This window comes from Muricoccus nepalensis (genome assembly GCF_006438825.1).
GTDB lineage: Bacteria > Pseudomonadota > Alphaproteobacteria > Acetobacterales > Acetobacteraceae > Roseomonas > Roseomonas nepalensis.
This window is the reverse complement of sequence record NZ_RCZP01000011.1, coordinates 1-23,520: the sequence shown is the minus strand read 5'-3', so window position 1 is coordinate 23,520 and position 23,520 is coordinate 1. Positions and strand designations below refer to the sequence as shown.

At 70.1% G+C, this 23,520-nt stretch carries 21 protein-coding genes; 17 read left to right on the top strand and 4 right to left on the bottom strand.

Going from position 1 to position 23,520, the window contains the following annotated elements:
- Positions 1-10: 10 nt before the first annotated feature.
- The 6 genes from EAH89_RS13115 (at position 11) to EAH89_RS13090 (ending at position 5,405) form a co-directional block, all read left to right on the top strand.
- Positions 11-400, top strand: a complete 390-nt coding sequence (locus EAH89_RS13115) for a hypothetical protein (RefSeq protein WP_206667546.1) — start codon at positions 11-13, stop codon at positions 398-400.
- A 287-nt stretch (positions 401-687) separates the two neighbouring features.
- Positions 688-1,764 (top strand): molybdopterin-dependent oxidoreductase, encoded by a 1,077-nt coding sequence (locus tag EAH89_RS13110; protein WP_206667545.1) that lies wholly within the window; start codon positions 688-690, stop codon positions 1,762-1,764.
- A gap of 38 nt (positions 1,765-1,802) precedes the next feature.
- Positions 1,803-2,336, top strand: coding sequence for a DUF4142 domain-containing protein (locus EAH89_RS13105; RefSeq protein ID WP_161993571.1), 534 nt, complete (start codon positions 1,803-1,805; stop codon positions 2,334-2,336).
- A gap of 520 nt (positions 2,337-2,856) precedes the next feature.
- A complete protein-coding gene (locus EAH89_RS13100; protein ID WP_140883756.1) occupies positions 2,857-3,666 on the top strand; it encodes a universal stress protein in 810 nt (269 codons plus the stop codon).
- 58 nt (positions 3,667-3,724) lie between these two features.
- A complete protein-coding gene (gene crcB, locus EAH89_RS13095) occupies positions 3,725-4,111 on the top strand; it encodes a fluoride efflux transporter CrcB (RefSeq protein ID WP_140883754.1) in 387 nt (128 codons plus the stop codon).
- A 187-nt stretch (positions 4,112-4,298) separates the two neighbouring features.
- Positions 4,299-5,405 (top strand): YeiH family protein, encoded by a 1,107-nt coding sequence (locus tag EAH89_RS13090; RefSeq protein ID WP_140883752.1) that lies wholly within the window; start codon positions 4,299-4,301, stop codon positions 5,403-5,405.
- Positions 5,406-5,436: 31 nt separating this feature from the next.
- Here the strand turns inward: EAH89_RS13090 and EAH89_RS13085 are convergent, their stop codons facing one another.
- Genes EAH89_RS13085 through EAH89_RS13075 form a run of 3 tightly spaced genes read right to left on the bottom strand, consistent with a single transcriptional unit; the run spans position 5,437 to position 8,142 of the window.
- Positions 5,437-6,327, bottom strand: coding sequence for a LysR family transcriptional regulator (locus tag EAH89_RS13085; protein ID WP_140883750.1), 891 nt, complete (start codon positions 6,325-6,327; stop codon positions 5,437-5,439).
- A 25-nt stretch (positions 6,328-6,352) separates the two neighbouring features.
- Complete coding sequence (locus EAH89_RS13080; protein ID WP_140883748.1) at positions 6,353-6,829, bottom strand: hypothetical protein; 477 nt, start codon at positions 6,827-6,829, stop codon at positions 6,353-6,355.
- A gap of 11 nt (positions 6,830-6,840) precedes the next feature.
- A complete protein-coding gene (locus EAH89_RS13075) occupies positions 6,841-8,142 on the bottom strand; it encodes a sulfite oxidase (protein WP_140883746.1) in 1,302 nt (433 codons plus the stop codon).
- 100 nt (positions 8,143-8,242) lie between these two features.
- Between EAH89_RS13075 and EAH89_RS13070 the strand changes: the two genes are divergently transcribed.
- From EAH89_RS13070 to EAH89_RS13040, 7 genes are all read left to right on the top strand, one after another.
- Entirely contained in the window at positions 8,243-8,752 is a 510-nt protein-coding gene (locus EAH89_RS13070) for an RNA polymerase sigma factor (protein WP_206667544.1), read from the top strand.
- Positions 8,749-9,429: a hypothetical protein gene (locus tag EAH89_RS13065; RefSeq protein ID WP_140883741.1), complete on the top strand. Its 681-nt coding sequence runs from the start codon at positions 8,749-8,751 to the stop codon at positions 9,427-9,429. Before EAH89_RS13070 ends, EAH89_RS13065 begins: the two co-directional genes overlap by 4 nt.
- Positions 9,430-9,642: 213 nt before the next feature.
- Entirely contained in the window at positions 9,643-10,644 is a 1,002-nt protein-coding gene (locus EAH89_RS13060; RefSeq protein ID WP_140883739.1) for a tyrosine-type recombinase/integrase, read from the top strand.
- A 164-nt stretch (positions 10,645-10,808) separates the two neighbouring features.
- On the top strand, positions 10,809-11,399 hold the full coding sequence (locus tag EAH89_RS13055) for a hypothetical protein (RefSeq protein ID WP_140883737.1): 591 nt from the start codon (positions 10,809-10,811) through the stop codon (positions 11,397-11,399).
- Entirely contained in the window at positions 11,396-12,190 is a 795-nt protein-coding gene (locus tag EAH89_RS13050) for a segregation and condensation protein A (RefSeq protein WP_140883735.1), read from the top strand. The genes EAH89_RS13055 and EAH89_RS13050 overlap by 4 nt, the downstream gene beginning before the upstream one ends.
- A gap of 472 nt (positions 12,191-12,662) precedes the next feature.
- Complete coding sequence (locus tag EAH89_RS13045; RefSeq protein WP_161993570.1) at positions 12,663-13,301, top strand: tetratricopeptide repeat protein; 639 nt, start codon at positions 12,663-12,665, stop codon at positions 13,299-13,301.
- A gap of 71 nt (positions 13,302-13,372) precedes the next feature.
- A complete protein-coding gene (locus EAH89_RS13040; protein WP_140883731.1) occupies positions 13,373-14,050 on the top strand; it encodes a hypothetical protein in 678 nt (225 codons plus the stop codon).
- Positions 14,051-14,081: 31 nt separating this feature from the next.
- On the opposite strand, the gene EAH89_RS33080 is transcribed toward EAH89_RS13040, so the two are convergent.
- A complete protein-coding gene (locus EAH89_RS33080; protein WP_277753820.1) occupies positions 14,082-14,207 on the bottom strand; it encodes a hypothetical protein in 126 nt (41 codons plus the stop codon).
- Between the two features lie 803 nt (positions 14,208-15,010).
- Between EAH89_RS33080 and EAH89_RS13035 the strand changes: the two genes are divergently transcribed.
- The 4 genes from EAH89_RS13035 to EAH89_RS13020 form a co-directional block, all read left to right on the top strand.
- Complete coding sequence (locus tag EAH89_RS13035) at positions 15,011-15,253, top strand: hypothetical protein (protein ID WP_206667543.1); 243 nt, start codon at positions 15,011-15,013, stop codon at positions 15,251-15,253.
- Positions 15,254-15,327: 74 nt separating this feature from the next.
- Positions 15,328-16,824: a DUF6880 family protein gene (locus tag EAH89_RS13030; RefSeq protein ID WP_241667006.1), complete on the top strand. Its 1,497-nt coding sequence runs from the start codon at positions 15,328-15,330 to the stop codon at positions 16,822-16,824.
- Between the two features lie 417 nt (positions 16,825-17,241).
- Positions 17,242-20,439 carry a DISARM system SNF2-like helicase DrmD gene (drmD, locus tag EAH89_RS13025; RefSeq protein WP_277753819.1) on the top strand — a complete coding sequence of 1,066 codons (3,198 nt, stop codon included), beginning with the start codon at positions 17,242-17,244 and terminating at the stop codon, positions 20,437-20,439.
- Positions 20,439-23,520: Eco57I restriction-modification methylase domain-containing protein (locus tag EAH89_RS13020; RefSeq protein ID WP_140883727.1), on the top strand; the 3,082-nt coding region annotated here is incomplete at its 3' end. The genes drmD and EAH89_RS13020, both read left to right, overlap by 1 nt.

Sequence of the window (23,520 nt, the reverse complement as noted above, 5' to 3'; positions counted from 1 at the left end):
GAGCAGGGGCATGTCCTTCCAGAACGTCTGCTACGGCATAGTGGCGGTCGCGGGGATTTCCCTCGCTCTCTTCGGCAAGTCACCGCCGGCGCCGCCCGCTCCCTACCCGCCCACGCCCGAAGCCCTGCGCTTCGCCGCGGCCGAGGCGGCCTATCCCTTCCACAACGCCAGCATCGAGCTGCCGGCGGGGGATCGACAATTCCAGGGGCCGGGATCGGAGGTGGCGAACGCCAACTGCCTATCCTGCCACTCCGCCGGGATGGTGCTGAACCAGCCCCCCCTCAGCCGGGCCGTGTGGGAGGAGGAGGTCCGCAAGATGCGCACTGCCTACCACGCTCCCGTCGCGGAAGTGGATGTGGGCCCGATCGCTGAGTACCTAGCCGCGATGCAGGCGCGATAGTGCCGTCACTACAGGATAGCCGAGGGCTGGCTCGAATAGGCAGTTCGGCGAGCTTTGATCGTCACAGGGTTCGCGCCAACTCTGGATCGAAGGGTTCTGTCGCGCAGCTGTGACCGTCGTGACTACGACGTCGACATCACCCTGTCCCTTACGAACGGACGGTACACCCGGGCAGATACGGAGACCAACTTATGATAAAGCGACGTGCGCTGATGCGTGGCACTGGTGTGACAGTACTGGCCGTTGTTTCCGGTCTGCCGGGTCGATCTGCCAAGGCGCAGTACGCGATGGCTGCGCCCGACATGATCGTACACCGAGGTTACCCGCTCAACGCGGAACCGAGGGGTGAGGTGTTGCGCGCCGCCTTCATCACGCCTCAGCGAGACTTCTATATCCGCTCCCACGGCACGATCCCAAGGTTGAACGCAGCGGATTACCGGCTGCGCGTCGGCGGCCAAGGCCTGACCTCTCAGGAACTATCCCTGGACGACTTGCGCTCCCGCTTCCCGCAGCAGCGCGTCACGGCCGTGCTGCAGTGCGCAGGCAACCGGCGTGCCGACATGGGGCTCGTCAAGCACGTCTCCGGCGACGCTTGGCAGACCGGTGCGATCAGCAACGCCGAGTGGGGTGGGGTGAGCCTGGGTGACGTGTTGCGCGCGGCCGGCGCCAGGGAAGGGGCCGACCTCCACGTCGCCTTCGACTCCCACGACGAGATTGAGGAGGAGGGAAAGCGCTTCCGCTTCGGCGTCTCTATCCCGATTGCCAAGGCGCTCGCTCCCGAAACCCTCCTTGCTTTCACTATGAACGGCGAGCCGCTCGCGCAGCAGCACGGCTTCCCGCTGCGGGCAGTGGTTCCCGGCTACGCGGGCGTGCGTAGCCCGAAATGGCTGGCGGCGATCACCGTCCAGGACCGACCCTCCGCCAACCGTATTCAGGCGGAGGAGTACATGCTCTTCCCACCGGATATGACGAAGCTGACGGAGGATTTCGGCAAGGGCGTCGTCATCAACGACATGCCGCTCACCTCCGCGATCCTGGAGCCCTCGGCCGGGACGCGCCTGCCAGCCGGTGCCGCACGCCTGAGGGGTTACGCACTTGCTACGGGCCAAGCTATCGCGCGAGTCGAGGTCTCAGGGGATGGCGGTCGGACATGGGCAGCTGCCGAGATCGAGCGGCACGCGGACGCCCCCTGGAGCTGGACCTTCTGGAGCGCAGCCTTGAACCTGCCGCGGGGCGAGCACGAGTTGGTCGTGCGGGCGATCGACGGTGCCGGCCGGTCCCAGCCTGCTACGGCCGAGGAGATCTGGAATTTCCCGGGATACCTCTGCACCGCCTGGCACCGCATCCCCGTGACCGTAGGCTGAGACAGGTGATGTCGATCCCATCCAGGCTCGGAAGTTCCATGAACAAGCTGCTGATCATTGCCATCGCTCTGGCGCTGGGCGTGCCCGCCCCCGCCCACGCCCAGTCCATCGGGGAGCGGACCGGCCTGAACGCGCTCACCGGTGTCAGCCCCTCCACAGCCGACTTCGTACGCGAAACGGCGATAGGCGACATGTTCGAGACAGGATCCAGCGAGCTGGCCGCCATCCGCGGCGACGCGCCGGCCCGCGCCTTTGCCGCCCGCATGAACGAGGCGCACCAGAAGTCGTCCTCCGAGCTCGCCCTGCTGGTGCGGTCGCACGCGACTGGGACTACGATCCCGCCCACGATGGATGGCAACCGGCAGGCCATGCTGACGCGGCTGCGCGGCCTCATGAGCGACGAGTTCAACCGTCAGTACCGAGACGATCAGGTGTCCGCCCACCGGGACGCTGTCTCGCTGTTCCAGCGATACTCCGAGGGCGGGGACAACGAGAGGCTCCGGACCTGGGCCCGCAACATGTTACCCGTGCTGCAGGAGCACCTGGGGATGGCGCAGGAACTTGCACGCTGACCAGGGGTTGCCGCGAGCGGCGTCCGGCATTGCGTCCCGGGATAGCCGGACTCGTTCTGCCGACCGGCCCTCTCGCCGTCGTATGCGGACCTGCCCTGGCGCAGGCCCCATCCATCCGTTTGGGCGAGCGGCTCATCACTCAGCCTCAATTTCTGGTCGGTGGAGACGGTACGCCTGTTCGTCATGGTCGAGCACGCGCGAGTGGTCGGCGGTGGAGCCCCATGCTGGCTCGACGTGATCGGGACGCGGGCTCGTTGTACTTTTGATCCTGCTGGCGATCGCGGGACAGGGCACCGGCCGCGTTCAGTCAAGCCATCAAGAGCGGCGATTGGTTAGAGCGCACCCTTGCGTTAGAGCGGATCGGCCCGCTCGTTCGCTTTCCGGGATATCCTCTTCCATTAAGCCGGGCCCTGAACTCCACGCTCCCGGCACGGAAGCGGGTGTGGGCCTGATCGCCGAATACTTGGCTTCGTTGCAACGGCCCTGAACGGTGGGGCACGCAGGGGATGGAGGCGTCGCAATGCCCATGTTGATCCTGGCTGTCGTCCCGGAGCCCGGCACGGCGCGCGCTTGCCTCGAGCACGCTGCGCTGGCTCAGACTGCAGTGGAGGATGCGTGCCTCGTCGTGCTGCATCCCGATGTGGACCCCGAGCAGCTGGTGGCGACACCCGAAGAGATCGCGATCCAGCAGTTGCGCGAGGCACGCGAGGGGTCGGCCGTGTCACGCGCGGCGGCCGTACGAGCCGTCTTCGACAAGTGGGCTGCCGCGTCGCCCAGGGGCAGGGAGGCGGAATGGCGCGAGCGGCCCGGTGCCGTTGCTGAGGCTGTCAACTCGGCGGCGGCCGAGGCTGGGCTGATCGTCCTGGCGCGCCCGCACAACCTCGACGGACAGGATGCCCTGCACGAGGCCATCTTCCACGCTGACCGGTTGCTATTGCTGGTGCCTAACGCCCCCTCACCGGCCGCCCTGGCGCACTTCGCCCTGGCCTGGGAGCCGGAGGATGCGGCGCGGCGTGCCCTCGCCGCCGCACTGCCATGGCTGCGCCAAGACGCCCGGGTCACGGTGCTGGTGGCGGGTGGGAAGGGGAACCGGCCGGACGGATCTGAGGCGATGGAGCGGCTCCACGAGGCCGGCATCAGGGCGGAGGTCCTGCCGCTAGAGGAGGGCAAGCCGGTCGGCGCTGCTCTGCTCGGCGCCTGCGGCCGCATCAGCGCCGACGCGCTGCTGATGGGCAGCTACGACCGTCCGGTCGTGCTGGAATGGCTGTTCGGCGGCGTGACGCGGGACGTGCTGCGCGACGCGGCGCTGCCGGTCCTCATGCACCGGTGAGGGGAAACACCATGGGCAAGGTCGGCCACCCGGCGCCGGGCGAGGGGCGCCCCCGGCGATGACGGGATACCTGGCGGTGTTCCTCGGCGCCGGGATCGGCGGCGCGCTGCGCCACGCGGTGAACCTGCTCGCCGCCCGCCTGCTGGGCACGGACTTCCCCTACGCCACGCTGACGGTGAACGTCCTGGGCTCGCTCGCGATGGGCGTGCTGATCGGCTGGTTCACCCACCGCGCGGACCCTGGGCAGGCGTGGCGGCTGTTCCTCACCACCGGGATGCTCGGCGGCTTCACCACCTTCTCGACCTTCTCACTCGACGTGGCCGTGCTGCACGAGCGCGGCCAGACCGGCACGGCCTCGTTCTACGCCTTGCTGTCCCTTCTGGTCTCGGTCGCCGCCCTGTTCGCCGGGCTGGCCGTGGTTCGCGCCCTGTTCCGTCAAGCCTAGCCGGAGGGCTAACGGGGCGGGGCGAGAGCCCAGGAGCGTCGGCGGGGTCGGACCGCGACGGCCTGATCCGAAGCGAGCCGATCGTCCTACCCATCCATCCACGGGAGTGATCGATCCGAGCGCGAAACTGCGTTGGAGCCGATCGCTCTGCCCCGCCACCTTCCGGGCAGCACCAAGGACCACGCCCGTGAAGACTGCGACCCTGCCCCGCCCCGAACTCGCTGCCGCGCCGGCAGCCACCTCCTCCCTCCTGCTGCGCGTCCTCCCCGGCGTGGGTCTCTGCGTTGCGGTCACCCTCGCCGCCCTGACCCTGGAGCACGCCGAAGCCGCCCTGTTCGGCCGCGCCTGGCTGGAGGCGCTGGTGCTGGCGATCCTGATCGGCACCGCGATCCGTACCGCCTGGGCGCCAGGGGTGCGCTGGCGGCCAGGCATCGAGTTCTCGGCCAAGACCCTGCTGGAGGTGGCCGTGGTGCTGCTCGGCGCCAGCGTCAGCGCCGCCACCGTGCTGGCGATCGGGCCCTGGATGCTGCTCGGCATCGCCAGCGTCGTCGCGGTCGCCATCCTCGCCAGCTACGGAATCGGCCGTCTGCTCGGGCTGCCTGTGCGCATGGCACTGCTGGTGGCCTGCGGCAACTCGATCTGCGGCAACTCGGCGATCGCAGCCGTCGCGCCCGTGATCGGCGCGGACGGCGACGACGTGGCGGCCTCCATCGCCTTCACCGCCGTGCTCGGCGTGCTCGCCGTGCTCGGGCTGCCACTGCTCGCGCCGCTGCTGGGGCTCTCGGGCCACCAGTACGGCGTGCTGGCAGGGCTAACCGTCTACGCCGTGCCGCAGGTGCTGGCGGCGACCGCGCCGGTCGCCGCGGTCGCCGTGCAAGTCGGCACCCTGGTCAAGCTGGTGCGCGTGCTGATGCTCGGGCCGGTGGTCCTCGTCCTGTCGATGCTGGCGCCCCGGCTGCGGGAGGAGGCGGACGAGCCCGCCCCGCACGTCACGGCGGGCGACCGCCCGAAGGCCGGCCGGCCGCCGCTGCACCGGCTGCTGCCCTGGTTCATCCTCGGCTTTCTTGGGATGATCGCGCTGCGCTCGGCGGGCGCCATCCCGGACGTCGTGCTGCCGCTGCTGGCGACCGCCGCCACCGCGCTGACGGTGGTCTCGATGGCCGCCCTCGGGCTCGGGGTGGACGTGCGAGTGGTGGCGCGCGCCGGCGGGCCGGCGACGGCGGCGGTGGTGTTGTCGCTAATCGTGCTCGGGGCGATCAGCCTCGGCCTGATCCGCCTTTCCGGCGTGGCGTGACGCGGGGATCCGACGCCTCGGCCCGCGCGACTCAGCCCGGTCCCGGCGCTCGGATCAGATCGAGCAGCGCCCCGGCCGCCTGGCTGCGGCGCCGCTCTTGGTGCCACAAGGCGCGGAAGGCGCGCGACGGCATCGGCAGCGGCACGTGGTGCAGCAGCCCGGCCTCGATCGAGGGGGCGGCGACGGAAGCGGAGATCACCGTGGCGCCCATCCCCGCCTCCACCGCCGCCCGCACCGCCTCGTTCGACGGCAACTCCAGGGCAATGTCCAGCGCCGCCGGGTCCTGTCCGGCTTCGCGCAGCCACGCCTCAAAGGCGGAGCGGGTGCCGGAGCCAGCCTCGCGCAACACCCAGTCCCCAGCCCCGGCGAGCGACGCCGCGGCGGGCGGCGCCTTCGCCCAGGGGTGATCCGGCCCGACCACCAGCACAAGCTGGTCGGTGGCGACGGTGAGGTCCTCTAACTCGGAGCCGTCGAGCGCGCCCTCCACGAAGCCGATCTCGGCCGTGCCGCCGCGCACGGCGGCCGCCACCTGCGCCGTATTTCCGATGGAAAGGCGTACGGCGACGCCGGGATAGGCGCGACGGAAGCCGACGAGGTGGCGCGGCAGCCAGTAACCGGCGACGGTCTGGCTCGCCATCACCGGCAGGGTGCCGCGCACCAAGCCGCCCAGCTCCGCCAGGGCGAGCTCCGCCGCCTCGATACGAGCCAGCACGGCGCGCGCCTCCGGCAGGAAGGCGTGCCCCTCCGCGGTCAGCTCGATCCCCCGCCCGACCCGGTGGAACAGCAGCACGCCATGGCGCTGCTCCAGGGCGGCGATCGCGGCGCTGGTGGCCGACTGCGCCAGGTGCAGCGCCTCCGCCGCGCGGGTGACGTGCTGGCGCTCAGCCACCGCCACGAAGACCCGCAGCTGCTCAGGGGTCACGGTGACGCGTTCCCCTTGGTGCGCGTCATTCGGTCAGGAAGGGATTGCGTGCGCGGGCATTGTTGCGACGGGCCGGAAAGGCAGCGGCAAGGTAGTCCACGATCAGCACCCGCGCGTCCGGCTCCAGCGGAGTCATGTTCTGCTTCTCGACCATCCAGTCCATCAGCGTGTCCCACCGCTCCCTCGATAGGCCGGAGCGGCGGATGATTGCGGTGGAGTGGCAGGCGGTGCAGCGCGCGAAGGTGTCCTCGCGCCCATGGCCGGGCGGGAGGGCGTCCTCGGTCTCGGCCGGGGTCTGCACCGCCGCCAGCCGGGCGTTTTCTGCCGCCACCGCGGCCGCGCGCGCCGCCTCTGCCCGTTGCGTCTCCGCGTAAGCCAGGGCCATGGGGGTGGGCGGGTAGGGCGCGCGGGCCTCGTGCCGCCCCCACCAGCCCGCCCTCTGGCCGGCCAAGGTGAGCGACACCAGCACGAACAGGCCGACGATCATCCGGCTCATGGTCATGGGGCGGTGCCTCAGCCGACGAGGATGGCGGCGCGGCCGATGGCGTTGGCGCCGTAGCCCTGCGGGTTCCAGTTGGCGGCGACGTGCGGCTGCATCCGCCCCTGGGCGTCGGTGGCGCGGTGCCACACCTCGAAGTAGCCGTCGGACGGCAGCTCCGCCGCGCCGCTCCAGCGCTGCCAGCTGTAGCGGTTCGGCGGCGGCTGCAGCGCCACCTCCTGCCAGGTGGCGCCGAAGTCGACCGAAACGTGCACCGCCCGCGCTTCCTCGTCGCCGGCCCAGGCGTGGCCGCGTAGCTCGATCCGGCGCGTGCCTGCCGGCAGGCGCGCGCCGTGCGCGAGGTTGGTCAGCACCGAGCGCACTGGCATCGAGGTCATGTCGGCGAAGGTGGCGCCGTCGTTCTGCGAGCCCGGCACGATCGGCCGCACCGGCAGGCGGTACGAGGTGCCGCCCATGCCCTGCCCGCGATGCGGTTCGGCCAGCAGCGTGACCCGCGTCAACCACTTCTGCGACAGCGATCCAGGCCAGCCCGGCACGATCAGTCGCAGCGGGTAGCCGTGCAGCTGTGGGATCGGCTGGCCGTTCATACGGGTGGCGAGGATGGTGTGCTCCTCCATCGCCTTGGCCACCGGCATCCCGCGCGAGATGGCGGCGCGGTCGGTGGCGCCCGACAGGTGCGGGTCGGCACCGAAGTGGCCGGTGAAGCGGGCTGTGTCCTTCGGACTGGCGGCGCGGATCATGTCGCGCAGCCGTACCCCGGTCCACTCACAGTTGGAGATGGCGCCGTTGTTCCATTGGTTACCGCGCGTTTCCGGCACGAAAGCCGAGCGGCCGTTGCCGCCGCACTCCATCTGCAGCCGCAGCGTCACCGCCTCGAAGCGGGCTTCGAGGTCGCCGAGGCTGAGGTCGAGCGGGGTGTTCACCTCGCCGTCGAGCTTGAAGCGCCACGTCCCCGGATCGGCGGCGAAGCGCTCGGGGATGCCGCCGTTATTGCGGACGAACATCTTGTCGGCGGGCGTCACGTCGTCGTCGAGCAGCGTCTCGGGGGTCTCGGCGACCAGGGGCCGCTCGCCTAGCAGCAGTAGCGGCGCCTTGCCGTCCATGCGCAGCACCGGCGCGTCGCCGGCCGGCTGCGCCAAGGCGGCGGGCAGCAGTCCCCCCGGCATCCGGCTTCCGAAGGGCATCGCCGCCCCCAGGGCTGCGCCCAGTGCGGCGAGGGAGGCGCCTTTCAACGCCCCGCGCCGCCCCCAGGCCAGGGCCTCGGCGCGCTCGGGATCGACAACGAAGAGTTCCGCGAGGCTGCGCTCGGTCCGCATGGTCGTCCGTTCTCCCCGGGCCGCGGGAGAGCGGCCCTTTTGGAGAAGGACGGGCGAGGAGGGTGTTTTATTCCCTCTCCGTCGCCGGCATCCTGCGGAGGTGTCCAAACAGCGCGACCTGCTCGCACGCCACGGCGCGGCCCTGCACCGCTACGCCCGAGCGTTGGCGAGCGACCCCGACCTCGCCCGTGACCTATGGCAGGAGGCCGCGGCGCGCGTCCTGGCGGCCCGCCCACCGCGGGGAACGGAGACGGAGGCACGGGTCTGGCTGTTCCGCATCCTGCGAAACGCCTTCCTGGACGCCGTCAGGCACGCCCGTGTCGCGCGCGGCCACCGCTCGGCGGAGGAGGCGGTGCCCGGCCGCGACCGCTCGACAGGCGAGGCCGCCTTCGCACGGGTGGCGGTCGCCCAGGCTCTGGCTCGGCTGCCAGAGGCTCAGCGCGAGGTGGTGGCCCTGGTGGACCTCGCGGGCTTCTCCTACCTGGAGGTCGCGGCCACGCTCGGGCTGCCCAAAGGTACGGTGATGAGCCGGCTGTCCCGGGGTCGCGCCACGATGCTGGCAGAGCTGGGCGAGAGCAGCGTGGTTCCCCTGCGGAGGAAACTGGCGTGAGCGGTATGGATGAACGCTTGAACGGCCTGCTGGACGGTGAGCTTTCCCCAACCGAGGCCTCGGACACCGCCCGCGCCCTGCGCGACGACCCGGCACTCGCCGCCCGCCTGGCCGGGCTGGCGGAAGTGCGGGCCGCCGCCACCGCGATCGACGCTGGCCTGCCGGCGCCCGCCATCCCGCAGGGCCCGGATCGGCGGCGCTGGCGGCGGCCGGGAACATTGGCCGGCGGGGTCGCCCTCGCCCTGTCGGCCGCAGCGGCGGTCTTCGTTCTCCTGCCAGCGCGAGAGCCACCGGCGCTGGCTGCCCATCGCAGCTTCCTGGCCGCCGCCGCGGAGGCGATCGAAAGTGACGTTGGCCTGCCCGACCTGTCGTACGCCGGGCTGCGGCTGGCGCGGGTTGAGCCGGTCGGGGGCGGAATCTATGCGGGCTACGTCGGTCCCCGCGGCTGCCGTCTGGGCCTGTGGCTAGGCCCCCGCGGCAACGCTCCCGCCGGCGAGGGTGGGGAGTGGCGCAGCGAGACCGTGGCGCAGGCCAACGACCGGGTAACATGGATCGCCGCCGCGCCAGCGATGGACGCCGGGCGCTTTGCCGCGTTGGCGGAGGCGGTGCGGGCGGGTCCGGTCGCCAACGCGGCCCTGCTAGCCGGTGCTGTGGCCCGCTCTGCCTGCCTGTCCTGACGGACGGCGGGTACCGCGCCGAAGATGTTTGGAGGTGCCTCTTAGAGACTCTGTCATCCCTATTAGCTGCACCTAATCGCGCTGTTACCAGCCACCACTATGCACCCCATCACCCGCGATAATCCCGCTTATCACGAGTAATGTAATTGCGGGTGGCGCACCGTGCCCGCCTGAGGCAAATTCGGGCTTCCGGAGGCAGGAGGTCGAGGCGATATGGGCGGCGACGTCGCGACACGCGGGGTAGGTGAAAGCCTGCCGGAACGGCGACTTGTGCCCACCGCCAAAGGCCTCGCGGCGCAGGCCAAGGCTCGCGAGTACGCCCGCCGCTCCATGTCGCCCGCCACCTTGCGGGCCTACCGCTCGGACTGGCAGCACTTCTCCGCTTGGTGCCTCGAGGCCGGCCTCGAACCGATCCCGGCCGAGCCCTCCACCGTCGGCGCCTACCTTGCCCATCTCGGCGAGACCCACGCCCCCACCACCGTCCGCCGCCGGCTCGCCGCCATCGGCCAGATGCATCGCTACAACGGCTTCCCCTGGGAGACCGGCAGCCTCGAGATCCGCGCCACGCTGAAGGGCGTGCTCGCCGAGCACGGCCAGCCCGTGCGTCAGGCCGCGGCGATCCGCCTCGCCGACCTGCGCAAGCTTGTCGACACCTGCGACGATGGTCCTGTGGGCCGGCGCGACCGCGCGCTGTTGCTGCTGGGCTTCGCAGGCGCCTTCCGCCGCTCCGAACTCGTGGCGCTCGAAGTGACCGATGTCGTGCCCACGCCGTTCGGCCTGCGGGTACGCATCCGCCGGTCCAAGACAGACCAGGAGCGCCAGGGCGCCGAGATCGGCATCCCGCGCGGCAAGAACCCGGCGACCTGTCCGGTGCGCGCCATCGAGGCCTGGCGCGCGACACTGAAGCACCGCGCGGGGCCGCTGTTCCGCCGTATCAGCAAGGCCGGCAGCATCGGCCGCGACGCCCTGGTGCCGGACTCCGTGCGCTTCCTGCTGCTCGGACGCGCCCACCTCGCCGGCATCACCGTACCGGGCGGCGACCGCCTGACCGCGCACGGTTTGCGCGCCGGCTTCATTACCGAGGCCTACGACAAGGGTGTGCGTGACCAGGACATCATGGATCACACGCGCCACCGCGACCACAAGACCATGCGCGGCTACGTGCGGCGGGCCAAGCTGCTGTCGGAGAGCCCCGCCGGCAAAGTCGGGCTGTGACGGAGATCCGCTTTCCCTGGGATGAGGCGTCACCCACGACGCGGCTCCCCCGGGTGAAGCCGAAGGCCACGAAGCGGCCGCGCGGGCGCCCGAAGGCGGTTCCGCTCGCGCCTTCTTCTCCGCCTCCATTCGCCGATGCCGTAGTGCCAACCGCACCGAGCGGGTTGGAGATCGCGGACGGGCAGGGTTCGGTCGAGCACACCGAGTGGCTGCCATTCCAGCTCACCCTAAGTGGACCGGCCGAAGCCGTAGCGGCTTTCGCCGCTGCGGCGGCGGGCCCGGGCGTAACGCCCTGGCGGATGGACTTCGCGGCCATGGAGGAGGACGTGTTCCACCGCCTGGCGTCCCGCTACCCTCGAACTGGGCGGCTGTCGTTGGAAGGCTGCCGCGTCTTCGCGGCCCAGCTGCGCGAGCGCGCCGAAGATCGGCACCGGCAGGTCCTGATGGCAGCGGAGGGGAGCCGAGCCCGGCCGTTGGACCTACACATCCTGCTGCCCGTACCGGCGGCGGTATTGGCTCTCGGTCCTGACCACCCAGAAGCCCGGCGCTGGCTCCGCACCCACTGGGGCACCGAGGAACTGCGGCGGGTGGAACGGCTCACCTCTCCCGCAGGTCGCCGGCCCAAAGGCCAAGTGGGATTGCGGTTCACTTTCTTCGCGGCCGACGCCGCGCCGACCGCAGCGGTGCGGCGGCTGGCCAAAGCTTGGCCCGGCCTGCAGCTGGACCTGCAGTCTGCCACCGGCGACGCCGGATGACCGAGACTGAGCGGGGTGGTCCTGCCTCGGCCCCGGTCGTGCAGCTCGATGGCTACGAGGGGCCGATCGACTTCCTGCTGGAGCTGGCCCGTGCCCAGAAGGTGGACCTCGGCCGCCTGTCGATCGTGGCCCTGGTGGACCAGTACGTCGCCGTGGTGGAGGCGCCGGGGGCGAGGGCGACGCTGGCGGAGCGGGGCGACTGGCTGATCGCCGCCAGCTGGCTGGTGCTGCTCAAATCGAAGCTGCTGGTGAACGTCGACGATGAGGCGGAGGTGCCGGAGGCGGAGCGCCTGCGCGACAGTCTGCTCCGCGCCGAGCAGCGTCGACAGGCACGGGCCCTGGCGGGCTGGCTGGAGCGGCGGCCGCAGTTGGGGCAGAAGGTCTTCGCCCGCGGGGCTTTGGAGACGGCGCCCACCGCGGGCAGTGGCGAGAGCGGCGACCTGTTGGATCTCCTGCTGGCGTGCTTCGATCTGCTGGACGTGCCGCGGGCAGCGTTACGTGAAGCAGTCCGACCCTATGCCCCGCCCCCGTTGGATGTCTGGCCTCTCGCGGAAGCTCTCGCTCACCTGCGGACTTGGTTGCGCGACCACCCTGGCGGTGGCGAACTGGGGGAGCTGGTACCCGGACCGTCGGGATCCATGCTCGCCTCACCTTTGCGTTGTCGTTCCAATCTCGCGAGCGGCTTCCTGGCCGGCTTGGAACTGGCCAAGCATGGTGAAGCCTTCTTGCAGCAGGACCAGACCTTCGGACCCCTACGGATCAGGCTGTCGGCCTCCGCGCCTTCGTCCTGATCGCTCGTAACGCCCACTTATCCACAGATATGGGGGGTAAGTCTGTGCATACGCCCGTCCGGCCGACGGCCATCGCAAGGACCAAGCGGACGGCCGTCCTCGGTGTTGTCGCCCTGTACGCGGCGGTCCTGGTCGGCGCGGCCGTCGTGAACGTCGTCGTACGTGCCGGCATGAGGGACGGCGGCGGGGGCTAATTGGCCGCGGTCGACCTCGGGTTTGCGCCGCGACGGCGATCCAGTCTCCTGCCGCCGCACGCGCGCGGTGCCGGACGGTTGAACCGGACAAGCCGGGTCACGTTGAGGCGGGGGACGGGCGCAGCCACCGCGCCGGAGAAGGATGAGCCATGTTCGAGATGACCGGCCGCGCGACCGCATGGGGGGCACTCCTGCTCCTCTCGGCTCTCGCTGGATTGCCGGCCCATGCCGCGACCGACGGGTCGGATCAGAAGAGCGGTCCCGGGCCGGCAGGAGCCTTGACGGAGGTTCCGGCGGGGGTCACCGAGTGCGACCGGCTGGCGCAGCCGACCCGAGCCGCCATGGGCAACCTGCCGGCGCTCGTGAACGGGGTAAGCCTCGCCGACCTGCGCTGGCCCGCCGCCCGCGCCGCCTGCGCCCGCGCCATGGAGGAGGCGCCGAGCGAGGTGCGCTTCGTGGCCTTCGCCGCCCGCGCGGCCGACAAGGGTGGCGATGCCAGGGCTGCTGCTCGCCTCTACCGCGCGGCGGCGGACGAGGGTTACCCGTTGGCCCAGGTAAACCTGGGCGTCATGTACGAGAATGGCGAGGGTGGGCTCGGGCGCGACGACCGGGAGGCCGCGCGGCTGTATAGGCTGGCGGCGGACCAGAGCTATCCCGCGGGCCAGGCGAGCCTCGGCACTTTCCTCCTGGCCGGTCGCGGCGGACTGCGGCGTAACGAGGCGGAGGCCGCCCGCCTGTGGCGCCTGGCGGCGGATGGGGGCAACGCACAGGCGCAGAACAATCTCGGCAAGCTCTACGCCGAAGGACAGGGCGGGCTGCGGCGCGACATGAATGAGGCGGCACGGCTGTGGCGTCTCGCCGCCGAGGGTGGCGTAGCCGAGGCGCGCAACAACCTGCGCCGGGCCGGGCGGAGCTAAGTGCGGCGACGCGGCCCGGACTTGACGGGCATGCACCATCGGCGCCCTGACCACCCGCGCGCCTTGCCTGCATGACGGCGCCACTGCCGGAGATGGGCGAGGCCAAGTCGGTGCTGCGCCTCCTCGCCGCGCTGGCAGGCCTTTTCGCCCTGTGGCTCGGCTGCGACCTGACCAACACGCCGCTGCTCCTCGGCGGGCCGATGAACCTCGCCCTCAACCCGCTCGGCGTGCCGCTCCTGGCGTTCGGCCTTGTCGGCGTGGCACTCACCCCGGCCCGCGGCTGGGTGGTCGTCTGGCCTCTGGCGGCCGTGCTCGCGTTCGCCACGGCGGGGGTGAACATCTGGCGCCATGTCCCTTTCGAAGACGGAGCTTTCCAGTCGCTGCAGGCGGGGGTGCCGGACCCGGACACCTGGCCCGCCCCCGCCTTCCTCCACGCCCTAGCCCTTGCCCTCGTGGGCGTCGCCCTGGCTGCCCTGCTGCCCGGCCCGCAGCGCGCGGCTCCGCTCCTCCTGGCCTCCGCCATGGGCGCGGTTGGGTCGGGGCTCCTCCTGCTGGAGGCCTTCTCGGACGCGATGCTGGGCACGGGCCCGAGCGCCACGCTCGTCGCCATCGGCGTCCCCGCGGCCGCCCTCCTCGCCCTGACAAGGGCGCGGGCGGCTCGTCCGGCCCTGCGCGGGCTCGCCGGCCAAGGCGGCGTGCTCCTCGGGCTCTGCATCTTCCTCTGGCTCCAGTGGCGATCGGTGGGCTGACCCCCTACCGGGGTTTGCGCGGCCGATCGGGTCAGCGCCGGATCAGTCCCTTCAGCCAGCGTCCGACCAGGTCCCACAGGGGAAGGGCGAGGAGCAGCGTTTCCGGCCCGACATGCTGCGGGTCGACACCAGTCTCGGCCGCGATCGCGCTGGCCAAGCGGTCCCAGGCCTCCTCCGGACGCGGACAAGGCTCAGGCAGTACCCCCAGCAGCGACGCGTGGAGTCACCGACGGTCCACCAATCCGGCGCGTCTCGCTCGTCGAACCTCACGCCGAACTCCTTCTCGACGCGCGCAACGGCCGCCCACTCGTCACCGTCGCCGCCGAGGCCCAGGCTCTCCAGCACGGTCTTGGTATGTCCGGGGGCGCTCGGGGACAGGGACCGGAGAGGCGGGCCGGCTCCACCGGGCGTCACGGCTCGTCCCGTTCCACAACGAGACGGCCGCCTCCACGGGGCAGGAAGGGGATGAATCGCGAAATGCCGAGGGCTGGCGTCCCCGTCATGCACCTTTCTCTCCTTGCCCAGCTCGCTGACAGCCAGTGAACGCCGTCGCCCCGGGATGATCGCCCGGCGCGGGGTGCCGGGTCCAGTGACCACCTCAGGGCCATACCGTGACCGCCGCGTGGAGGGGGGAGCGAGGAACCTGACAGAGGGCGGTCCTCGACATCGTGGTGCCGCTGGTCTCTGTAGCGGTGCGTCTCGTGACCATGGCTCTGAGCAGCGGCCCAGCCCGCCAGCAACCGTCGCTCCCACAGCGTGTGTCGGGAAACGATCTCCTCCCCGACCGGGCATCACCGCGACGGTCGGTGATAGCTCTGCTCACCCGCACGCGGGGGCACTGAAGGCGAGGGCGCCTAGCTCCTGAGCCGGTACGTCGAAAAGGCCCGCACACTCTCCCCTGATTGCGGCCGCCCGCCGGCCCATGCTGAAACCACCCGCAACAGGGATCGGAGATCATGCATGGCCTGGGATCCCGCGACCGTTGCCATCCGCATGGTCCGGTCCGTCGGCGTGCTTCTCGTGGGTACCGTAGGCTTCGCGGCAAGTCTTCGCCGGCTCGGCGGTCCGGCCCAGGCTGTCGAACAGAGTGGCTGGCTGTACCAGCAGTTCGGGTCGCAGCGCGTCATGTACGGCATGCTGGCGCTGACGGGACTGATGGTTCTGGTGGGGGCGGTGCTGACGTGGAACGTTTGGAGAAAGTAGCGGGGGTGAAACGTGGTCACCCGGCTACCGATCCGATGAAGGACCGAGGCCGCCCCCGACGTGGTGCCGGGCCCATGGCCGTGATGGTCGTTGAGGACGATCGCCAACCGCGCCAGAAGCGTGGCGTGCTTGCGGGCAAGACCCTCAACGCCGCGAACCTCGAAGCGCTCGGGGCCACGCGGCTCGCGGAACTGCTCATGGACATCAGCAAGGGCAACGCCGCCGCCCAGCGCCAATTGCGCTTGGCCCTGGCAGGCCGCAGCGGTGCCGGTGCAACGGCTCTCGCCGTCACTAAGCAGCTGGTCCGCATCGGGCAGGCGAAAACCTGGCTGGACTGGCAGAAGATCAAGCCGCTGCTGGCCGAGCTGGAGGTGCAGCGCCGCGCCATCCTCGACGCGGTTGCCCCGGCCGATCCGGCCGAAGCCTTCGAGCTGCTCTGGCGCCTGGTCGGCTGCGCCGAGGGCGTGCTCGCGCGCTCCGACGACGGCAGCGGCCGCCTGTCCGAAGCCTTTCGCGCCGCTGTCCGAGACCTCGGCCCCCTGGCGCAGCGGGCCAAGGTCGAGCCGGACGCCCTCGCCAACCGTGTCTTCCAGACCCTGGCCGGCGACGAACACGGTGTCTGGAACGAGCTCGTCCCCATCCTGGCGCCCCGGCTCGGCCCGGCTGGGCTGCTGATCGTCCGGGATGCCGTGCAGGCGTGGCAGGCGGAGTCGGTCGCGACATCGCCCGGCGGCAAGCGGCAGGTGATCGGCTGGTCGAGTTCCGGTCCGATCCACGCCGACGAGGTCCAGGCTCGTCACCGGAAGCGCACGGCCAGCGTCATCCTGCAGCAGATCGCGGACGCGCTCGGCGACGTGGACGGCTTCATCGAACAGTTCGACGCCTCAGCGCGCACGACGCCGACCGTCGCCGCCGCCATCGCGCGACGGCTGCTCGGCGCCGGGCGCCTGCCCGAGGCCTGGGCGGCGTTGGAGCGCGTCGACGCGCAGCATCGCGAACAGGCATCGATCGAGTGGGAGAGGGCGCGCGTCGACGTGCTCGAGGCGCTCGGGCGGTCCGACGAGGCGCAGGCCTTCCGTTGGGATCGCTTCGCCACGACGCTCGACGCCACCCACCTCCGCGCCTTCCTTCGCAAGCTGCCGGACTTCGACGATGTCGAGGCGGAACAGCGAGCCATGGCGCACGCGCTCGCCTTCGAGGACGTCCACCGGTCGCTGGAGTTCCTCGCCGCCTGGCCCGACCTGCGGCGGGCCAGCGAGCTCGTTCTCGACCGGACCAAGGCCCTGAACGGCGACCTCTACGAACTGCTCTCGCCGGCCGCCGAGGCGCTCGAGAGCAGGTACCCGCTCGCCGCGACGCTGCTGCGCCGGGCCATGATCGGCTTCACGCTCGGTGCCGGACGGTCCTCGCGCTACAAGCACGCGGCGCGGCACCTCCACGACTGCCGTGATACGGCGGCGCGCGTGGAGGACTTCGGAGCCGTACCCGATCATTCAGCCTACGAGCGGGCACTGCGGGCCGCCCACGGCCGCAAAGTCGGGTTCTGGCAGGAGGTGGATAAGCTGGGTTGATTTTCACCCAACAGCTGAAAGCGACCCATCCACGACATTGGTGCTCCTTAGCGCAAAGTCGGAGGTGGAAGTGGAAGTGGAAGCAGACATTGCATTACTGCCGGCACAAACGGCTACCTTTCACCCATTCTCACTGTTCAGATAACGAATTGGTAATCCCAGTACCGGCCACCTATTCGCGCGCTTTGCCGCCTCACTGGGCACCGACAATTGCGAAAAACCATCGTCGGGAAATGCCTCGCCGAATAGCAGGTCATTAACTAAGAGCGGTGGTTACAGATAATTCATCTTACGCATCCTAACGGTGGTAGATCCCCGTCGTCCTACTGTCCGGACGCGATGGGCGCTCACAACCTTAGATTGCCCCTGTGAAGCTGTGGTGAGATATTGGTGCGTTGCTGGTGTTAGGAGTAGTGAGTGGTAGCTAGCCTTCCTCAACCAGGTGAGTTTGTTGAGGTGCGTGGTCGTCGCTGGCTAGTCGAGGGCCGGCCGATGTTGGAAGATGTCGGCGCAGTACGCTTGGCCTGCGTGGATGACGATGCTCAGGGCGAGGTAGTCGAGGTCGTCTGGGCAGCCGAGTTGGATACTCAGCGGGGTAACAGCGATACCTGGGAAAGTCTGGCTGAGAATGGAACCGACGATCCGGCCACCTTTGCGGCCTACCTACGCACCCTAGAGTGGAACACCGCCACAGCCGGCGATCGTGATCTGTTCCAGGCGCCATTCCGAGCCGGCATCCAGCTAAACGCCTACCAACTCCTACCCCTTCGCAAGGCCCTGCGCCTCCCCCGGGTCAATCTGCTGATCGCCGACGACGTGGGACTGGGCAAGACGGTCGAAGCCGGGCTGATCGTGCGTGAGCTGCTGCTGCGCCGACGCATCGACTTGGTGGTGGTGGCGGCCCCTGCTGGCATGGTCCCGCAATGGCAGGACGAGCTGGAGGCTAAGTTCGGTCTCGCATTTACGATCATGGACCGCGAGCACATAATCGGTTTCCGACGCACCCGTGGCTTCCTGGCAAACCCGTGGCGGGCCGGATCGCGCTTCCTGATTTCCCACAGCTTGGTCGCGGATGAGACCTACGCAGCAGGCTTGCGAGAAGCGCTAGGTGGCTTCCGGCCACGCAGCCTGTTGATCCTGGACGAGGCACACCACGCGGCGCCCTCGGGCGGTAGCCGCTACGCCGTAGACAGCCAGTTTACCCGGGCCCTGGACGATCTGGCTGGCCGGTTCGAACACCGCCTTTTCCTATCGGCTACGCCGCATAACGGCCACCCCAACTCGTTCTCCCGCCTGCTTGCCATGTTGGACCCACAGCGCTTCACCCGCGGCGTGCCGGTTCAGCCTGCCGACCTCGAGCCGGTGATGGTGCGCCGGCTGAAGTCCGACCTGCGTGGCCTGGGCGAACAGTTCCCGCAACGCACAGTGGAATCTGTACCGCTGCGCGGCCTGGCCGAGGACGCGCCGGAGCTGGTCCTTGCCCGCCGGCTCCGGGAGTATGGGGCGGTGCGGGAGGCTCGCCTCGCCCACTCGCCGACGTCAGATGCCCGCCATGGCCGGCTCGCTTTCGTCGGCCTGCAGCAGCGCCTGCTCTCCTCTGTTGCTGCTTTCGCGGCTACCTTGCGCGTCCATCAGGCCGGGTTGGAGAAGCGCGGCCGCGCGGCCATGGAAGCGGCCATGGCTTTCGCTGCGGGGGCACCTGAGACTGATGACGAGCCACTGGACGAGGCTGCTGCGGAAGCTGTGCTGCAGCTGGAGGAAGACGCCGCGACCGAGGCCGCGACCGCCGTGGGTGCCCGCGAGGCGTCCGAGGCAGAAAGGCGGGCCGAGCTGGCGTTGGTGGACGACATGCTCGCCATCGCTGACCGCCACAAGGAGCAGCCCGATGCCCGGGTGGCATGGCTGGACCGGTGGGTGCGAGAGCACATGGCGCCGGGCGGCCGCTGGAATGAGCGACGCCTCGTACTCTTCACCGAGTGGGAGGCGACCCGCCGTTGGCTGGAACGCCGGCTCACCGCCGCGCTGGTCGACCTCGATCTGGAGACTTCGACCGGGCCCCGCATCGCGGTGTTCACGGGCGTCACGTCACAGGATCGGCGGGAGGCGCTGAAACGCGCCTTCAACGCCGACCCGAAGACCGAACCACTGCGTATCTTGATCTGCACCGATGCCGCACGTGAGGGAATCAACCTCCAATCGCGCTGCCACGACCTGATCCACATCGACCTGCCCTGGAACCCGGCCCGGCTTGAGCAGCGCAATGGTCGCATCGACCGCAAGCTGCAGCCCTCGTCCGAGGTGTGGTGCCGCTACTTCGTGTTCGAGCAACGCGAGGAGGACATCGTCCTTGATGCCCTGGTCCGAAAAACGGAGTTCATCCGCAAACAGCTCGGCTCGGCCGGCCAGGTCATAGGCGACCGCATCGCCGATCGGCTTATGCGTCACGGTATCACCCGCGCGCGTCAGCAAGCAGCCGAGGTGGACGGAGAGCAGGAGGACGACCGAACCCGCCGGGCGCGCGATGACCTCGACGATGAGACTGCTCGTCGTCAGGCCCGGCTGAAGCGCGAACTGGACGACCTGCGCCGTGTCCTGGGTGCCTCACAGGAACGCGTCGGCGTCGATCCCGAGGAGCTGCGGGCTACTGTGGATGCCGCACTGGTGCGAGCACGCGGGTCGCTCAAGGGCACGGAGGCCGGACAGGCCGGGGCCGCTGAACTCTTCCGGCTCAGCCCCGATACACCGCCTTTTGACGAGCCAGGCTGGGCGGACGCCTTCGACGACCTGCGTGACCGTCGACGCCGCCGCGGCGAGCGGGTAGCGGAGTGGCGTGCAGCCAGCCCGGTGCGCGCAGTGGCGTTCAAGCCGCCAACCTTGCGAGACGGCACTGAAGCGCCCGGTATCGTCCAACTCCACCTCGAGCACCGCCTGGTGCGCCGGTTGCTGTCGCGCTTCCTGAGCCAGGGCTTCCAGGCAGGGCTACAGCGGGTGTGCGTCATCGCCGGCCAGGGTGCCCAGCCCCGGGCGTTGCTGCTCGGCCGCCTTGCCCTTTACGGGCCGAATGCCGCTCGCTTGCACGAAGAGATCATCCCAGTCACAGCACCCTGGATCGAGGCTGCTCGCGACAGCGCACCCCTACGGGCGTTCGGCGACCGCGGGCAGGAGACCACCCTTGCCCAACTCGACGCCGCATTGCGGGACCCGCGCCGGCCACCGGTGCACGCCACCGCCCGCGCCCTGACCTGGGCGCGAAAGGACGCCGAGGACCTCGCCCCCGAGCTAGCCCGGCGTGCCGAAGCGGCGCGGGCGGACGCGGAAGGCAAGCTGGCTGCGCGTGGGCAGGAGGAAGCCGCCTCACTGCGAAATCTCCTGCTGGCCCAGCGCGACCGCATCCTGCAACAGGAGGGGCAGGCAGAAGCGCCGCAGCAGTTGGACCTCTTCGCCGAGGATGAGCGTAAGCAGCTCCGCCTCGATCGAGCCAGCCGACAGAAGCGGCTCGGTGAGATCAGCGACGAGATTGAAAGGGAACCGCAGCGCGTGAGGCAGGGCTACCAGGTCACGGCCCACCGCCTCGAACCGGTAGGGCTGGTCTATCTCTGGCCGGTGACGGGCTGATGCGCGGACAGCCCGATGCTGCCCAGGACGTCAACAAGCATTGGCTCGGTGAGGTCCAACCGGTTGGGGTCGTCGTAACGGCCGGCGCACTTGCCGAGCAGGCGCTTGTGCCGGCACAGCAGAGTCGCCTGGACAGCGAGGCAGTCCGAGAGCTCCTGCGCGGTGACGACGAGGGCGCCCCCGCTTTGCGCGATCCATGGTCGTTTTTCTCGGAGGTACTGGACTGGCGTCCGTCGCAGGTCGCAGGCAGCCCCAACGGTCCTGAGATCCCAGACGCGTTGCGCATCGTGCTGCCCGCATCCGAAACGGTGCTGGAGCCGCAGCTTGCAGTGATGACGCCAGATAAGGCCGGCTGGCAGATCCTGGTACGATGCGAGGCGTCGGGGGTGGAACCAGACGCGCGGGGCTCCTTGCCGGGCTGGGAAGCCACTCCGCACCAACGGCTGGAGCGCCTGCTTCGGGACACGGGCGTTCCTACCGGTATCCTGCTCACCGACGACGCGCTGCGCTTGGTGCACGCCCCGGCCAACGGGGAAAGCAGCGGCTGGTTTTCCGTCCCGCTACGTGCGTTGGGCACCACGGCAGGGCGCACTATGCTGGGGGCACTCAAGCTCCTGCTCGACCGCATTCGCCTGTTCAACGACGCCGAGAGCCGGCGCCTGCCTGCGCTGCTGATGGCCAGCCGCCGCGCCCAGGCCAGCGTGTCCGCCACGCTCGCCACCCAGGTGCTCGGCGCCCTGCACGACCTGCTGCGCGGCCTCCACGCCGCGGCACCCGACGCCACCGCCGTCTTGGCCCGGCAGCGCCCCGAACACCTCTATGAAGGACTGCTGGCCATGCTGATGCGGCTGGTGTTCCTGCTTTACGCCGAGGACCGCGGCCTGATTCCGTCCCGGGACGACCCGGCCTCCCGCACCTTCTACGAGGCGAACTACGGTGTACGCGGTCTCCATGCCCGCCTGGGCGAGGATGCCGCCCTCCATCCGGATACGATGGACGAACGGCGCGGCGCCTGGCACCAACTGCTGGTGCTGTTCCGCTTGGTCCACACGGGCGACGGCTCGGGCTGGATGCGCGGGCGCGGCGGCAAGCTGTTCAACCCGGCCTCTTTTCCGTTCCTCCAAGGCCAGGACGTGGCGGGCGACCCTATACGGATTCCTCCGATCTCGGACGGCTGCGTCCTCCGCATCCTGGACGGGCTGCTGCTGCTGAAGGGCGAACGCCTGTCATACCGGGCCTTGGACGTAGAACAGATCGGCTCGGTGTACGAGACGGTGATGGGCTTCACCGCCGAGCCCGCCGCTGCCGCCTCCATCGCCATCGAGGCCGGCAAGCGAAACCGCACCCCGGTCTTCGTGGACCTGCCCGCCCTGCTGGCACAGCCCGGCAATGAGCGTGGCACCTGGCTCAAACAGGCCACGGAACGTGGCAAGTTCCCGCCCAAGGTGGAGAAGGCGCTCGCCGCCGCGAAGGACGAGGCCGCACTCGCCGCGGCCCTGGGCGAGGTGTTCGACAAACGCGGTTCGCCTGACGCCCGGGTCTGGCCCGCAGGCACGCCGCTGCTGCAGCCCACGGACGAGCGGCGCCGCACCGGCAGCCACTACACGCCGCGTGACCTGACCGGACCCATCGTGCGCCATGCGCTGGAACCCGCCTTCACGCGCATCAGCCCGGCGGCCACGCCGGAGGATGTCCTGTCGCTCAAGGTCTGCGACCCGGCCATGGGATCGGGCGCCTTCCTGGTTGAGGCCTGCCGGCAACTCGGGGCGCGGCTGGTGGAGGCTTGGCGCGTGCACGAGGACAAGCGCCCGGTCCTCCCGCCGGACGAAGACGAGGAGCTTCATGCCCGTCGCCTGGTGGCCCAGCGCTGCCTGTACGGCGTGGATCGCAACCCCATGGCAGTGGACCTGGCCCGGCTCTCGCTCTGGCTCGCCACCCTGGCGCGCGACCACGAGTTCACCTTCTTGGATCACGCCCTGCGCTGCGGCGACAGCCTGGTCGGCTTGAGCCGCGCGCAGGTGGAGCGGCTGGACTGGGCAGACCAGGCGCAGCCCTCCCTGTTCAGTTCCTTCGTTTCCGCGCGGTTGGAACGGGCGGCGGCGGCGCGCTCGGAGATCCGGGCGGCGGGCGACGACGTGGCACTGTTCGAGCAGGAGAGACGGCAGGCCCTGGCAGAGAAAGAGCTGGCCGACCTGCGCCGGGCCGGAAATGCCGCGGTGGCGCAGTTCTTCGGCCACGGCAAGGACAAGGCGCGCCGGACGGCGCTGGACCAGCTGCACGAGGCTGGACTGGACACGACGCGGCTGTGGACGGCGATCGACGTGGCGGCGGCCACGCTGCGCACCGAGCCGCACCCGCTACAGCCCTTCCACTGGGAGCTGGAGTTCCCCGAGGTGTTTGCGGACCCTACTCCCGGCTTCGACGCCATCGTTGGCAACCCACCCTTCGCCGGCAAGAACACGCTGATCAACGGCAACCGTGAGCACTACCTGCCCTGGCTGCAGGCGGTGCACCCGGGTGCGCACGGCAACGCGGACCTAGTGGCGCATTTCGTGCGCCGAGCCTTCGCGCTGCTGCGCCCGGGCGGGTGCTTCGGGCTGATCGCCACTAATACGGTGGGGCAGGGAGACACGCGGGACAGCGGACTGCGCGCCGTTCTGGCCGCGGGCGGCACGATCGTCCGGGCGGTGCGGCGCCTGCCCTGGCCCGGCGAGGCGGCGGTGGTGGTTTCCGTAGTACACGTGGTGAAGGGCACCATGGCGTCGCCCGTGCTGGACGGGCGGCAGGTGCGACGGATTAGCGCCTACTTGGTGGAAGGTGACCTGGACGACAGCCCGGCGCAGCTAGTGGCCAACGAGGGCAAGGTGTTCGTTGGCATGTACCTGCTCGGACTGGGCTTCACCTTCGACGACGAGGCGGTGCGCCGCGGCAAACCAGCCAGCCCGGTTGCGGAAATGCACCGGCTAATTGCCAAGGACCCGCGCAACGCCGAGCGTATCTTCCCCTACCTGGGCGGGGAAGAAGTGAACACCGACCCTCACCACGCCCACCGGCGCTGGTGCATCGACTTCGACGACTTTC

What these genes read in the sequence shown, in the direction of transcription:
- EAH89_RS13115 (WP_206667546.1), top strand. Translation starts at nt 11, where the DNA reads ATGTCCTTCCAGAACGTCTGCTACGGCATAGTGGCGGTCGCGGGGATT.
- EAH89_RS13110 (WP_206667545.1), top strand. Translation starts at nt 688, where the DNA reads ATGGCTGCGCCCGACATGATCGTACACCGAGGTTACCCGCTCAACGCG.
- EAH89_RS13105 (WP_161993571.1), top strand. Translation starts at nt 1,803, where the DNA reads ATGAACAAGCTGCTGATCATTGCCATCGCTCTGGCGCTGGGCGTGCCC.
- EAH89_RS13100 (WP_140883756.1), top strand. Translation starts at nt 2,857, where the DNA reads ATGCCCATGTTGATCCTGGCTGTCGTCCCGGAGCCCGGCACGGCGCGC.
- crcB (WP_140883754.1), top strand. Translation starts at nt 3,725, where the DNA reads ATGACGGGATACCTGGCGGTGTTCCTCGGCGCCGGGATCGGCGGCGCG.
- EAH89_RS13080 (WP_140883748.1), bottom strand. Translation starts at nt 6,829, where the DNA reads ATGACCATGAGCCGGATGATCGTCGGCCTGTTCGTGCTGGTGTCGCTC.
- EAH89_RS13075 (WP_140883746.1), bottom strand. Translation starts at nt 8,142, where the DNA reads ATGCGGACCGAGCGCAGCCTCGCGGAACTCTTCGTTGTCGATCCCGAG.
- EAH89_RS13060 (WP_140883739.1), top strand. Translation starts at nt 9,643, where the DNA reads ATGGGCGGCGACGTCGCGACACGCGGGGTAGGTGAAAGCCTGCCGGAA.
- EAH89_RS13050 (WP_140883735.1), top strand. Translation starts at nt 11,396, where the DNA reads ATGACCGAGACTGAGCGGGGTGGTCCTGCCTCGGCCCCGGTCGTGCAG.
- EAH89_RS13040 (WP_140883731.1), top strand. Translation starts at nt 13,373, where the DNA reads ATGACGGCGCCACTGCCGGAGATGGGCGAGGCCAAGTCGGTGCTGCGC.
- EAH89_RS13035 (WP_206667543.1), top strand. Translation starts at nt 15,011, where the DNA reads ATGGCCTGGGATCCCGCGACCGTTGCCATCCGCATGGTCCGGTCCGTC.
- EAH89_RS13030 (WP_241667006.1), top strand. Translation starts at nt 15,328, where the DNA reads ATGGCCGTGATGGTCGTTGAGGACGATCGCCAACCGCGCCAGAAGCGT.